Raw genomic sequence first — 13,322 nt, 5'->3', positions numbered from 1 at the left:
ACCCAGGGGCTGACTTTGACCGTCTTCGCTTTCTACCTTTTTGCCGCATTGATGATCGCCTCCGCGGCGTTCACCATCTTTGCGCGCAACCCGGTGCACTCGGTGCTCTGGCTCATCCTCGCCTTCTTCAATGCGGCGGGCCTGATGGTGATCGTGGGGGCCGAATTCCTCGCGATGCTGCTGGTCGTGGTCTACGTCGGCGCGGTCGCGGTGCTGTTCCTGTTCGTCGTCATGATGCTCAACATCGACTATGCCGAAATGCGCGCGGGCTTCATGAAGAACGCGCCGCTGGGCGTGGCCGTGGCCGTCATCCTGCTGGCTGAACTGGTGCTGGGCGTGGGCGCCTATCGCGCCGGCGCGCTGGACCTCGGCACCCCCGATGGCAGCGCCGCGCCGCTTGTGGGCGAAAGCAACATCGAGAGCATCGGCGCGCTGCTGTACGGGCAGTATCTGTTCCTGTTCGAAGTGGCGGGCATCATTCTGCTCGTCGCCATGATCGGCGCCATCGTGCTGACCCACCGCGGCAACACCAATCCGCGCGGGATGCAGGACATTGGCAAGCAAAACCGCCGCCGCCCGGAAGAGGCGACGCGCAACGTGAAGCCGGAAATCGGTCAGGGGGTCGAGCTATGATCGGTATCGAACATTATGTCGTCGTGAGTTCGATCATCTTCGTGATCGGCGTGCTGGGGATTTTCCTCAACCGCAAGAACATCATCATCATCCTGATGGCGATCGAGCTGATCCTGCTGTCGGTGAACCTGAACCTTGTGGCTTTCAGCGCCTACCTGGGCGATCTGACGGGCCAGATCTTCGCCATGTTCGTGCTGACCGTGGCTGCCGCCGAGGCCGCCATCGGCCTCGCCATTCTCGTAATCTATTTCCGTAACCGCGGCACCATTGCGGTGGACGACGTCAACCGGATGAAGGGATAGACCTTGAACTCGATCCTGATCATCGTTTTCGCGCCGCTGCTGGCTGCGATTGTCGCTGGCCTTGGCGGCAAGTGGATTGGCCACACCGCGGCAAAGATCGTCACCACCGCAGGCCTGTTCCTGGCCTGCGCGCTGAGCTGGCCGATCTTCCTGTCGTTCATTGCCGGCAATGCCGAGGCGAGCGTGACCCCGGTCATGACCTGGGTGCAATCGGGCGCGATGACGTTCGACTGGGCACTGCGGGTCGATACACTGACGGCCGTGATGCTGGTGGTGATCACCACCGTATCCGCGCTCGTACACCTCTACAGCTGGGGCTACATGGACGAGGACCCGGACCAGAGCCGGTTCTTCGCCTACCTGTCGCTGTTCACCTTCGCCATGCTGATGCTGGTGACGGCGAACAACCTGGTGCAGATGTTCTTCGGTTGGGAAGGCGTAGGCCTCGCCAGCTACCTGCTGATCGGGTTCTGGTACAAGAAGCCCAGCGCCAATGCCGCCGCGATCAAGGCCTTCGTGGTCAACCGCGTGGGCGACCTTGGATTCATGCTGGGTATCTTCGGCACCTTCCTGGTGTTCCAGACCACCAGCATCCCTGAAATCCTCGATGCCGCACCCGCGATGGCGGGTAGCTCGATCACTTTCATGGGCGCGCGCTGGGATACGATGACGATCCTTTGCCTGCTGCTTTTCGTGGGCGCGATGGGCAAGTCCGCACAGCTTGGCCTGCACACTTGGCTGCCCGATGCGATGGAAGGCCCAACGCCGGTCTCCGCGCTGATCCATGCCGCCACCATGGTGACCGCAGGTGTGTTCATGGTCTGCCGCCTGTCGCCGATGTTCGAGGCCGCGCCTGTCGCGCTGGCCGTGGTGACGACGGTCGGTGCGGCAACCTGCCTGTTCGCCGCCACCATCGGCACGACGCAGTGGGACATCAAGCGCGTGATCGCCTATTCCACCTGCTCGCAGCTGGGATACATGTTCTTTGCCGCTGGCGTGGGCGCATACGGCGCCGCCATGTTCCACCTGTTCACCCACGCCTTCTTCAAGGCGCTGTTGTTCCTCGGCGCGGGCTCGGTCATCCACGCGATGCACCACGAGCAGGACATGCGCTATTACGGCGGCCTGCGTAAGGAAATCCCGTTCACGTTCTGGGCGATGATGTTCGGCACGCTGGCGATCACGGGCGTCGGTATCTATCACCTCGGCGCAGGCTTTGCCGGCTTCTGGTCGAAGGATGCCATTCTCGAGGTGTCTTATGCCGCTGGTGGCAATGGCACCGGGGCGTTCTGGGTTGGCGTGTTTGCGGCGCTACTAACCAGCTTCTATTCTTGGCGCCTGATGTTCCTCACCTTCTGGGGCAAGCCGCGCTGGATCGAGAGCGAGCACATCCAGCACGCCGTCCATCACGGCCATGACGAGCCGGACGAGCACAATCCCGCAGCGCAGGAAGACGCTGGCCACGACGTGACCCATGCCGTCCCCAATCCGGACCATGGCGATGGAACCGGTGGTTATCATCCGCACGAGAGCCCTTGGACGATGCTTGTGCCGCTGGGCGTTCTCTCGCTGGGTGCAATTTTCGCCGGTCAGTTCTTTGCCGAGTCGTTCCTCGACAGCGCAGAGTTCTGGGATGGCTCCATCGCCTACAACGCCGAATTGATGCACGCGATGCACGAGGTTCCCTACTGGGTGAAGTACTCGGCGCTGGTAGTGATGTTGCTCGGTCTGTTCGGAGCCTGGCTGGCCTATATCCGCCGCCCGGACCTCCCGCGGCAGACCACGGAGCAGCTCGGCCCGATCTACAACTTCGTCTTCAACAAGTGGTACTTCGACGAACTCTACAATCTCATCTTCGTGAAACCCGCCTTCTGGCTCGGCCGCGTCTTCTGGAAGAAGGGCGACGAGGGCACGATTGACCGCTTCGGCCCCAACGGCGTTGCCTGGGTGGTCGATCGCGGCAGCGGCTTTGCGAAGAATGTCCAGTCCGGTTATCTTACGAGTTACGCCCTGATCATGCTGCTAGGCCTTGTCGCCGCAATCACCTGGGTGCTGTTCTGATGGGCGGCTTTCCTATCCTTTCCGTCATGCTGGCGGTGCCGCTGGTCGGGGCCATTGCCTGCCTGTTCCTCGATGCGAAGCCTGCGCGCATGGTCGCGCTGGTGGCGACGCTCATCAACCTCGCGCTGGGCGTGGTGCTGTGGGCAAATTACGATATCGGCGGCGCGCAGTGGCAGTTCACCGAATACAACGAGCTGTTTGATGGCTTTGCCTATGCCCTAGGCATTGACGGCATCGCGCTGATGCTGATCATGCTCAGTGTATTCCTGATGCCGATCTGCATCGGAGCAAGCTGGGAAGCGATCACCAAGCGGGTGGGCGAATACATGGCCGCCTTCCTGCTGATGGAAGTTCTGATGATCGGCGTGTTCGCCGCGCAGGACATCTTCCTGTTCTACATCTTCTTCGAGGCTGGCCTCATCCCGATGTACCTTATCATCGGCGTGTGGGGCGGGCAGAACCGCATTTACGCTGCCTACAAGTTCTTCCTCTACACACTGCTCGGCTCGGTGCTGATGCTGATCGCGATGCTGTGGATGGTGAATGCAGCGGGCACCACATACATTCCGTACCTGATGGAATACGACTTCCCGGTGGAAGCGCAGACCTGGCTGTGGCTGGCCTTCTTCGCCAGCTTCGCGGTCAAGATGCCGATGTGGCCGGTCCACACCTGGCTCCCCGATGCCCACGTGCAGGCGCCGACCGCAGGCTCAGTCATCCTGGCGGGCGTGTTGCTCAAGCTTGGCGGCTACGGCTTTATTCGCTTCAGCCTGCCGATGTTCCCCGATGCGAGTGCCGATTTCGGTTGGCTGGTCTGGGGCCTGTCGATGGTCGCTGTGGTCGTCACCAGCCTGATCGCCCTGGTGCAGGCCGACATGAAGAAGCTGATCGCCTATTCGTCTGTCGCGCACATGGCTATCGTGACGGTGGGCCTGTTCGCGTTCAACGTGCAGGGCCTCGAAGGCGCGATGATGGTGATGCTGGGCCACGGCCTTGTCTCGGGCGCGCTGTTCCTGTGCGTCGGCATCATTTACGATCGCCTGCATACCCGCGAGATTTCGCGTTATGGCGGCCTCAGCATCAACATGCCGGCCTACGCCGTGCTGTTCATGCTGTTCACCATGGCTGCCGTTGGCCTGCCGGGCACCAGCAACTTCGTGGGCGAGTTCCTCGCTCTGGCCGGCATCTACCAGGCCAACAGCTGGGTCGCCTTCGTCTGCACGACCGGCATCATCCTGGGCGCTGCCTACATGCTCTATCTCTATCGTCGCATCTGCTTCGGCGAACAGAAGAACGCCGATGCCGCGGCCATGCCTGACCTGACCGTTCGCGAATACCTGCTGCTTGGCCCGATTGCCGCCGCAGTGCTGTGGATGGGCGTCTATCCGGAAAGTTTCCTTGCTCCCATGCGTGCCGATATCGAAGTGCTCGATGCCCGTCTTGCCGCTGCCGCTCCTGAAGGCGATGCAAACCTCGCCATGGGCGAAGGTCTGCCCGCCGAAGAAGAGCATGCCGAAGGGGGGGCACACTGATGGACTATGCCGTTTCCCTCTCGCTGATCGCGCCGGAGATCATTCTCGGCGTATCCGGCCTGCTCCTGCTGCTGGTCGCCGCCTGGGGTGGTGACAAGGGCGCGCGCGTCATCTCAATTGCCGCCACTATTGCTTTGGGCGGAGCCTTCGCACTCGTCGCTCCCGCGGTCTGCGGCGGATGGTCCGGCCCCGATACGCTCGCCTTTGGCGGACAGTTCCGTGCCGATGCCTTTGCCGGGCTCGCCAAGCTGATGATCTTCGCTGCCGCCGGTGCGGCCTTGATCGTGGCCCCGCGTTTCTTCGAGCGCCTTGGCGCCATGCGGGCCGAGTTCCCGATCCTGGTGCTGTTCGCCACTCTCGGCATGAGCATCATGGTGTCGGCGGCCGATCTCATCACGCTCTACATCGGTCTCGAACTCAATTCGCTCGCTGCCTACGTTCTCGCCGCGATCCTGCGCGATGACGAGCGAAGCGCGGAAGCGGGCCTCAAGTACTTCGTGCTGGGCGGCCTTGCCTCGGGCATTCTGCTGTTCGGCATGAGCCTGACATACGGCTTTGCCGGCACCACGAATTTCGGTGGCATTGCTGTTGCGGTTTCGGATGGCCTGTCGACCGGCCAGTTGTTCGGCCTCACGTTCGTGCTGGCGGGCCTCGCTTTCAAGATCAGCGCCGCGCCGTTCCACATGTGGACGCCCGACGTTTACGAAGGCGCACCCACGCCGGTAACGATGTTCTTCGCCAGCGCGCCCAAGGTCGCGGCTATCGCGCTGCTTGCCCGTGTTTCGCTCGAAGCGTTCGGCAGCCAGTCGCTTGCCTGGCAGCAGATCGTGATCTTTGCCGCGCTGCTCTCCATCGTGATCGGCGCGCTGGGTGCGATCGGCCAGCAGAACGTCAAGCGCCTGCTTGCCTATTCCAGCATTAACAACGTGGGCTTCATCCTGATCGGCCTGGCCACCGGCACACTGGCCGGTGCCAGCGCCATGATGGTCTACCTCGCGATCTACGTCGTGATGACGGTCGGCAGCTTCGTTGCCGTGCTGCTGATGCGCGATGCCGAGGGCAACCCGGTGGAAGGCATTTCCGACCTTGCCGGGCTTTCCACCACCCGTCCGGCCCTTGCATGGGCGCTGATGGCGCTGATGTTCAGCCTTGCAGGCATTCCGCCGCTGTTCGGCTTCTGGGGCAAGTTCGTGGTGTTCCAGGCTGCGGTTCAGGCAGACCTGATCGTGCTCGCTGCAATCGGGATCGCCGCTTCGGTGATCGGCGCGTTCTACTACATCAAGATCGTCAAGGTGATGTTCTTCGATGAGCCTGCCGGAACGGTGACGGGCAAGGGCGATGCGCCGCACTGGGCGCTGCTGTTGATCTGCGGCGTACTGGTGTCGCCACTGGGCTACCTGCTGACGGGCTGGCTGGGCGGCCTTGCAGACATGGCAGCAGCCTCGCTCGCCGTCGCGTTCTGATGTGTCCCCGCAGATAGAGACCGTTCCCGAAACCGGCAGCACCAATGCCGATCTCCTCGCGCGTCTCTCGGCGAGCGAGCTGGTGCGGGAAGGTTACTGGCTTGTAGCTGATCGTCAGACTGCGGGGCGGGGGCGGCAGGGTAGAAGCTGGATCGACGCGCCGGGCAACTTTATGGGCTCCACCGTGGTGCGGCTGCACGACCGCGATCCGTCGCCCGGCACGCTCAGCTTCGTGGCTGCACTGGCGGTTTACGAAACGGTGCTACCGCTGCTGGCCAATCCTTCGGCGCTCATGCTCAAATGGCCGAACGATGTCTTGCTTGATTGCGCAAAGTTCTGCGGGCTCTTGCTCGAATGCGAGCGTGGCCATGCTGTGATCGGCATCGGTGTAAACCTTGCCGCAGCGCCGGAAATCACGGACAGGAAGGTGAGGTCGCTCTCGGATAGTGGGCCAGCCCCGGCTCGCGATGCATTCGCAAGCGCACTCTCCGCGCAGTTCGCGACGGAATTGCAGCGGTGGCGCGAATTCGGGGCAGGGCCGATCACCAACCGCTGGAAAGCCGCCGCGCACAAGCCCGGTACGCCGCTGTCGGTCCACGATGCAGGCGGAAGCGTGCTGTCCGGTACCTACGATGGCCTGACGGACGATGGAGCGCTACGCTTGCGCCTGCCCGATGGCACCACACATATTGTCCACGCAGGCGATGTAACGCTGGAGGAACGCTGATGCTGCTCGCAGTCGATGTCGGCAATACGAATGTCGTTTTCGCCCTTTTCGAGGGCAAGGACATTCGCGCGCGCTGGCGCATCGCCACTGATGGTCGTCGCACGGGGGACGAATACGCCACCTGGCTGCTGCAACTGCTTTCGATGGAGGGGATCGAACGAGGCGAAGTGACCAGCATTATCTTCGGCTCCGTCGTGCCGCGTGCCGATCACAACCTTACGGTGCTGGCCTCGAAGTATTTCGGCATCGAGCCGCTGATCGCCGGGCAGGGCAAGGCGGCGTGGAATTTCGAGATCGACGTCGAGCAGCCCCACACGCTTGGCGCAGACCGCGCACTCAATTGCATCGCCGCGCATGAGATGGTGGGCGGAGACATGATCGTGGTCGATTTCGGCACGGCGACGAAGTTCGAGGCGGTGGACTTCAACGGTGCCTACAAGGGCGGCATCATCGCGCCCGGCATCAATCTTTCGCTTGATGCACTCGTAGGCAAGACCGCGAAGCTTCCGCGCATCGCCATCGCTGCGCCGAAGACGTCCAGCGTGATCGGCCGCAACACCGAAGACCAGATGCTGATCGGGGTCTTTTGGGGGTATGTGGCGATGATGGAGGGGCTGATAGAGCGCATGAAAGCGGAAATCGGCCGCCCGGTGAAAGTGGTGGCGACCGGGGGACTTGCCATCCTGTTCGACCAGAAAACCGACATATTCGACGTGATTGACGCCGACCTTACCATTCGCGGCCTGCAAATCCTGGCCGAGCGCGCTGGAGCGACATGAAGAAAGATTTTACCCCGCAAGACGAATTGCTGTTCCTGGCCCTGGGGGGATCGGGCGAGATTGGCATGAACGTCAATCTCTACGGATGCCAGGGCAAGTGGCTGATGGTGGACCTTGGGATGAGCTTCGGCCAGGCCGAATATCCCGGCACCGAACTGATGTTCGCCGACCCCGAATTCATCGAGGAACGTGCGAAGGATCTGCTCGGCATCGTGCTCACCCACGCGCACGAGGATCATATCGGCGCGATCCCCTATTTCGCGGCAGACCTTGGCGTGCCGCTCTATGCGACGCCTTTCACCGCCGATCTCATCGTGCGCAAGCTGGACGAGGCGGGGTTGACCCGCGAAGTGGAATTGCACGTGATCGAGGAAGACCACGGCGAATTCGAACTCGGCCCGTTCTCGATCACCTACATCCCGCTTGCCCACTCGATTGCGGAGGGGAATGCGCTGCTGATCGACACCCCCTTTGGCCGCGTATTCCACACCGGCGACTGGAAGCTGGATGACGACCCCCAGATCGGCACCCCCGCGACCGAGGAAGAACTGACGGCCATCGGCGACCAGGGCGTGCTGGCTCTCGTCTGCGACTCCACGAACGTCTTCAATCCTGTCCCGTCGGGCAGCGAGGGTGCGGTTTACGCGGGCCTGCTGGAAGAGGTGCAGAAACATCGCGGCAAACGCGTGTTGGTCACGACTTTCGCCTCCAACGTGGCGCGCCTGAAGACATTGGGTGCCGTGGCGCAACGAACCGGGCGGCAACTGTGTGTCGCGGGTCGCTCGCTCGACCGGATGATCGAGGTTGGCAGCGCCAACGGCTACCTCGACGATTTCCCCGACACGGTGGATTTCGACACCGCCATGGGACTGCCCCGCGGCGAAGTGATGATCATCGCGACGGGCGGGCAGGGTGAGCCACGCGCTGCACTCTCGCGTATCGCCGATGATAGCCATCCCATTGGGCTCGACGAGGGCGACGTGATTCTTTTTTCCAGTCGCGTGATCCCCGGCAACGATATCGCCATCGGCCGGGTGCAGAACCAGCTGGCCGAGCGCGGCATCATCATGGTCACGGACCGGCAGAGCGAAATCCACGTTTCCGGCCACCCGGGACGCCCCGAACTCGAGGCGCTGTATGGCTGGCTGCGTCCCGATGTGCTTGTCCCGGTGCATGGCGAAGTGCGCCACATGCAGGAGCAGGCACGCCTCGGTCGGGCCTCCGGAATTGCGCACAGTGTCTTCCAGAAAAACGGCGATATCGTGCGACTAGCTCCAGGCGCGCCGGGCAAGATCGCGGAAGTGCGAACCGGCAGGCTGGTGCTGGACGGCGATATCATTGTGCCAGCCGATGGGGACGCTGTGACAATGCGCCGGCGCCTTTCGCGCGACGGCCTTCTGATCGTCATTCTCGACCAAACGGGCGGCGTGCACGTTGAAGGCATCGGACTGCCGCTCGATGAAGATTACGAGGAATTCGTCGAGGAGGCCGAAGCCGACGTTCTTGCAGGCATCCATAAGTTGAAGGGCCGCCGACGGGAAGACCGGGAGGAAGTGCTCGAAGCGGCCCGCCTCGCAGCCCGCCGGGCGGCGCAGCGCTGGTCAGGAAAGAAACCGCAGACGCGCGTGATAATCGCAGGCGAGTAACCCGTGCAGATAACTTCGATCATCGCAATCTACGCCCTGTTCTGGGTAATGAGCGCTTTCGTCCTGCTGCCATTCGGCCTCCGAACTCCGGACGAAACGGGCGACAGGCTGGTGCCCGGACAGGCGGACAGCGCGCCGGTCAATTTCCGGCCGGGCCGGTTGAGCATGCGGGCGACGATACTGGCGGCCGTGCTGACAGCTTTCTTCGTCGCCAATTACTCGCAAGGCTGGATCACGGTGCAGGATATCGACCTGCTCGGCCAGCTTAGCCCGCCGCCGGAGTAAGTCTCTGTTAGTCGCGCAGGCGGTCTATCGCCTGTGCCAGCGCAACGTAGAGCTTGCCCATGTCGCTTGAGAGCAGGGTGACGGCCATGGCGTTGCCATCCCTTGTCGACAGCACGCCCCGCAGCATCGCCTCGAAATCGTGGATGTAGCGGTTTACCGTTTCGCGGAATTCCGCGTCTTCGGAATAGACGGCGCTCACCTGACGCGCCTCGTTGTTGTCGAGCAGCTTCACCGCGCGCCGCGTGAAGATACCGCGATCGCCGCGCAGATAATGCGCCCATTGCGTGTCGCCGATATCGTTGTCGAAGGCCTTGGCAATGTCGATGGCGCTGGAATTGAGCGCTTCCGTGATCAGGGCCATTCGACGCGAGAAGTCGTTGTTGATCTGCTCCTCGGCCCGTTCGCGCGCATATCGCACGCGGCCTTCAAGGTTGGCTGCGAGTTCGTTTACCTGCTCGAGTTGTTCACGCAGTTGCTCGGCGGTTTGGCGTCCCGCCGTATCGGCGCGTGAGGTCGCTTTTTCCAGCTCTGCGATAGTCTCTTCCGCATGGCGGCGCATCGCAGAAGCGAGTTGCTCGCGACTGGCTTCTGCAAGCTCTTCCGCCATGTTCGCAACGCCCTGCGCCTGTTCCCCGCGCAGGTTTTCGAGCACTTCTGTCGATGCCTTGGTCAGCATGTCGATGGCGTCTCGAAGCTCGCGCGACGTGCGCTCTGCCAGCCTTTCCGCTTCGCTGCTGACCTTGCCGAGCTGGCTTTCCAGGTCACCCATCTGTTCCAGCGAGGCACTGCCGGTTTCGCGGGTTTGCGCCAACTGGTCTGCAAGTTTGGCCCCGCGCGTTTCCGCATCCTGGATCAGGCCATGCAGCTCACGCGCGGTCGCGCCGAAGGTGTTCAGACGGTTTTCCGCACCGGCAACGGCGCTGGACAGTGCGCCTTCGGAATGATCGGCGCTGGAACGGATGATTTCCAACAAGCGAACGCTGTCATCGGTGAGGCGCGTAATGAACTGCCCGCTTTCGTCGAGAACGGCGCGGCTCTGCGACAGACGATCGGAGAGGGCTTCTGTCGCGGCAACCACCTTGTCCTGCGTGTCATCGGTTTGCGACCTGAGGTTGACGAGGCGCTCGTCCAGCGTGACCAACCGTCCCGCCAGTGCTTCGCCGCGCTCGGCCAGACCGGCGACGTGAGCAAGATGTTCCTCTTGCCGTTCGCTCAATTCGCTGTCGAATTGGGCGATGCGCGCGGCAAGTGCGGAAAGCGCCTCTTCCTGCGCCGTGGCATATGCCTGGCGACGCTTTTCGAAATCAGCCTGGAATGCGTCCATCGCATCGCCAAGACGCTGGTCCACTTTCGCGGCTTCGTCGTTCAGGGCAACGAGCCGCATGCGTGCGTTGGTCATGGCGGACTCGTCCAGCCTCACCACGCCTTCGAGGACCTGCTTCATGCGATCTTCGAGCGCGGAGATCGCATCGGACCAGCGCTTGATGGCCGCGGACTGGCCGGTGTCGAGGCCGCCAACCAGTTTCTCGCCCTCCAGGCGAAGGGCAGCAAGGCGTTCGCGCATTGCGGTTGCCGCAGCAGCCTCCCGCTCGTGCATGGCATCCGCATCATCCTGCAACTGCTTGGCCAGCGCTTCGGAGCGGGTGGCGATCGCATCGAAAACGCGTTCTTCGTCGTTGTCGAGCTGGCGGCGGAATTCGTCGCTGTTTGCTCGCAGGCGGTCAAACCTCTGACCGGCCAGTTCGCCCAGCTTTGCCAGCTGATCCTCGAACGCGGCAAGCGTGTCCTCGACCTTCGCTCCAATCTTCGCGACATGGGCTTCCCCTGTTTCCTGAAAGCCGTTCAGACGCTCGAACGAAGCGATCAGTCCATCAACCTGTTCCTGAGCATTGTTGCCGGCGTTGCCCAACTGGTTATTGAGGTCACGCGCCGAATTGGTGAGGACCGGCAACTGGTCGCGGAGCCGCTCCATGTTGGAAACGGCCGAATCGCTGACGTTGCCGATGTTCTCCACTTGGGCTGAATTGTCGCGAATAAGGTCCTGAAGACGATCAGCGTTGGTCGAAAGACGCTCCGCCGCGATACGACCGAGGCTTTCGAGATCGCGTGATTGCGCTTCGATGAAATCGCGGGCGAGGGCGAGTTCGCGGTTAACCACCAGCAGACGGCTTTCCAGGCGGGCCGACTCGTCCGCCAGCGCGCGTGCCGCATCAGTGAAGCGATTCGCCTCTCGGCGACTGTTCCGCATGCCGATGAGATAGAGACCCGCGAGCAGGACCAGTGGCACCGACCATTGCACGATCCATTCAATCCAGCGCTCCGGCGTAGCGCCTGCCAGAATTTCCCGGTGATGCACCCACCCGAAGAACGCCGTCCAGACTACCGCCGCCCCTATGGTGAGCGCCGGTGCGAGCCAGGTCGCCTTCGGTCTGGCCGGCTCATCTTCCCAATGTTCTTCCTCGAAAGCCTGTTCTTGAGAGGTTTCGTAGGCTTCCTCCCGGTCTACCGGGGTTTCGTCAAAGGTATCCCGGGCAGTATCGTCCTGCCCCGTCACAAGGTTCTGTCTGCGGCTCATTTCGTGTCCTTAACACACCGTAAACGCCTTGGGAGCAGGGGAAATGGTTAAAACCCACCGCGTAGCGCACACGGCGGTCATTTTGTCCGCAGGCTCGCTTCGCCATCTTGGCAGTGGGGCGCATGCGCCCTAGCTAGGCCCCATGCCGACCACGAACGACACCCCATGCGCGCCGCGCTGATCGCGATACCGCAGCCGGGTGAGGGGCCTTCGCCCAAAGTCGCCGGCAAGACCATCGCGCACCGGCAATTGCTGTTCGCGCGCGAGGCAGGCTGCAAGAGCGTCACAGCGTTCGGCAACGGGGCATCGCCCGAAGGCATTGAACTGCGCCACGCTGCCGAGCGTATGGGCCTGAAATACCATGTCATATCGAGCGCCCATGCGCTGCCCGGCATCATTCGCGACGATGACAGCCTGATGGTCCTGCAGCCGGGTTTGTTACCCGAATCCCGCGTCGCGCTGGAATTGCTGCGCGCCGAAGGAGACCGGATCCTCGTCGTTTCGGCAGGCCCGGGGGCCAGCGCCGGGTTCGAGCGCGTGGACCTCGATCGTGCATGGGCAGGGTCGATGACGGTTCCGGGGCACCTGCTGGGGAAGCTGGCTGATTTGCCGGAGGATATCGCTCCGCATGGCGCCCTGCTGCGGATTGCCCTGCAGCACCGCTTGCCAGAGGCGCGCCTTGCGGATGACGCGCTGGACAACGGCGGGTGGACGCTGGTTTCTACGCCGGAAGCGGCAGCAGCGCAAACTCTCGCGTGGCAACGCAGGCATTTGCGAGAGACTTCGCCCGCAAGGTTATCTCGCTGGATCGCCCGGTTTCTGGCCACCGGACCGACAAGGCGCCTTCTGGATTTGCCATACATCCGGTCCGGATTGCTTGTGCTGGCCGGACTGATGCTAGGGGGCGGCATTGCATCAGGGCTTTACGAGCGGCCCGTCCTCGGTTTTGCGCTGATTGCTCTGAGTGTGCCGGTGGTCGAATTCTTTCTCGCACTAGGAGCCCTTGCGGTCGCACCTTTCGGGAAATTGCGACACTGGCCCTGGCTAGGCTATGCCGTTGATGCGGCTCTTCTTGCGCTGGGTATTCTTGCCATCGACAGCCTCGCGCATCGAAGCGTTTTCCCGCCACTCGTTCTTGGCTCGGCGTTGCTGCTGCTGGACAGGCGCGGGCTGCCGGCATGGCTCGAGCCGCTGCGCGACAGGATGGTGATTGGCGGCTTTCTGGCCATCGTTGCCTCACTTGCGTCGCCTGAACTTGCCATCATGCTCGCAGGATTGCTGGTGCTTTTCGCCAACATCATTCCGCCACGAAGCTAACG

Annotated in this window: 11 protein-coding genes; 10 read left to right on the top strand and 1 reads right to left on the bottom strand. The window is 62.5% G+C overall.

All coding sequences use genetic code 11. The features are described 5' to 3' along the window. The first annotated feature begins 9 nt into the window (after positions 1-9). The 9 genes from D4Q51_RS15235 to D4Q51_RS15195 are packed head-to-tail and all read left to right on the top strand — an operon-like array spanning position 10 to position 9,428. Positions 10-633 carry an NADH-quinone oxidoreductase subunit J gene (locus D4Q51_RS15235; protein WP_120078662.1) on the top strand — a complete coding sequence of 208 codons (624 nt, stop codon included), beginning with the start codon at positions 10-12 and terminating at the stop codon, positions 631-633. Beyond that, the gene (nuoK, locus tag D4Q51_RS15230) at positions 630-935 is read left to right on the top strand and encodes an NADH-quinone oxidoreductase subunit NuoK (RefSeq protein ID WP_120078661.1); all 306 of its coding nucleotides are present in this window, start codon (positions 630-632) and stop codon (positions 933-935) included. Before D4Q51_RS15235 ends, nuoK begins: the two co-directional genes overlap by 4 nt. 3 nt (positions 936-938) lie before the next feature. Beyond that, positions 939-2,996, top strand: coding sequence for an NADH-quinone oxidoreductase subunit L (gene nuoL, locus D4Q51_RS15225; protein WP_120078660.1), 2,058 nt, complete (start codon positions 939-941; stop codon positions 2,994-2,996). Further along, entirely contained in the window at positions 2,996-4,528 is a 1,533-nt protein-coding gene (locus D4Q51_RS15220; protein ID WP_120078659.1) for an NADH-quinone oxidoreductase subunit M, read from the top strand. The genes nuoL and D4Q51_RS15220 overlap by 1 nt, the downstream gene beginning before the upstream one ends. After that, positions 4,528-5,991 (top strand): NADH-quinone oxidoreductase subunit NuoN, encoded by a 1,464-nt coding sequence (gene nuoN, locus D4Q51_RS15215; RefSeq protein ID WP_120078658.1) that lies wholly within the window; start codon positions 4,528-4,530, stop codon positions 5,989-5,991. The genes D4Q51_RS15220 and nuoN overlap by 1 nt, the downstream gene beginning before the upstream one ends. Before the next feature lies 1 nt (position 5,992). After that, on the top strand, positions 5,993-6,718 hold the full coding sequence (locus D4Q51_RS15210; protein ID WP_240624794.1) for a biotin--[acetyl-CoA-carboxylase] ligase: 726 nt from the start codon (positions 5,993-5,995) through the stop codon (positions 6,716-6,718). Further along, positions 6,718-7,497, top strand: coding sequence for a type III pantothenate kinase (locus tag D4Q51_RS15205; RefSeq protein ID WP_120078657.1), 780 nt, complete (start codon positions 6,718-6,720; stop codon positions 7,495-7,497). The genes D4Q51_RS15210 and D4Q51_RS15205 overlap by 1 nt, the downstream gene beginning before the upstream one ends. Next, a complete protein-coding gene (locus D4Q51_RS15200) occupies positions 7,494-9,143 on the top strand; it encodes a ribonuclease J (RefSeq protein ID WP_120078656.1) in 1,650 nt (549 codons plus the stop codon). The genes D4Q51_RS15205 and D4Q51_RS15200 overlap by 4 nt, the downstream gene beginning before the upstream one ends. Positions 9,144-9,146: 3 nt before the next feature. Next, a complete protein-coding gene (locus D4Q51_RS15195; protein ID WP_120078655.1) occupies positions 9,147-9,428 on the top strand; it encodes a DUF1467 family protein in 282 nt (93 codons plus the stop codon). Positions 9,429-9,435: 7 nt separating this feature from the next. Here D4Q51_RS15195 and D4Q51_RS15190 read toward each other — a convergent pair whose 3' ends face one another. Then, the gene (locus D4Q51_RS15190; RefSeq protein ID WP_120078654.1) at positions 9,436-12,003 is read right to left on the bottom strand and encodes a coiled-coil domain-containing protein; all 2,568 of its coding nucleotides are present in this window, start codon (positions 12,001-12,003) and stop codon (positions 9,436-9,438) included. Positions 12,004-12,168: 165 nt separating this feature from the next. On the opposite strand from D4Q51_RS15190, the gene D4Q51_RS15185 reads away from it, so the two are divergent. Then, on the top strand, positions 12,169-13,320 hold the full coding sequence (locus D4Q51_RS15185; RefSeq protein ID WP_120078653.1) for a hypothetical protein: 1,152 nt from the start codon (positions 12,169-12,171) through the stop codon (positions 13,318-13,320). The last annotated feature ends 2 nt before the right edge of the window (positions 13,321-13,322 follow it).

Origin of the sequence: Aurantiacibacter odishensis (assembly GCF_003605195.1) — a bacterium.
GTDB classification, from domain to species: Bacteria; Pseudomonadota; Alphaproteobacteria; order Sphingomonadales; family Sphingomonadaceae; genus Alteraurantiacibacter; species Alteraurantiacibacter odishensis.
This window is presented reverse-complemented; position numbering and strand designations above follow the sequence as displayed.

What these genes read in the sequence shown, in the direction of transcription:
- nuoK (WP_120078661.1), top strand. Translation starts at nt 630, where the DNA reads ATGATCGGTATCGAACATTATGTCGTCGTGAGTTCGATCATCTTCGTG.
- D4Q51_RS15220 (WP_120078659.1), top strand. Translation starts at nt 2,996, where the DNA reads ATGGGCGGCTTTCCTATCCTTTCCGTCATGCTGGCGGTGCCGCTGGTC.
- nuoN (WP_120078658.1), top strand. Translation starts at nt 4,528, where the DNA reads ATGGACTATGCCGTTTCCCTCTCGCTGATCGCGCCGGAGATCATTCTC.
- D4Q51_RS15205 (WP_120078657.1), top strand. Translation starts at nt 6,718, where the DNA reads ATGCTGCTCGCAGTCGATGTCGGCAATACGAATGTCGTTTTCGCCCTT.
- D4Q51_RS15200 (WP_120078656.1), top strand. Translation starts at nt 7,494, where the DNA reads ATGAAGAAAGATTTTACCCCGCAAGACGAATTGCTGTTCCTGGCCCTG.
- D4Q51_RS15190 (WP_120078654.1), bottom strand. Translation starts at nt 12,003, where the DNA reads ATGAGCCGCAGACAGAACCTTGTGACGGGGCAGGACGATACTGCCCGG.
- D4Q51_RS15185 (WP_120078653.1), top strand. Translation starts at nt 12,169, where the DNA reads ATGCGCGCCGCGCTGATCGCGATACCGCAGCCGGGTGAGGGGCCTTCG.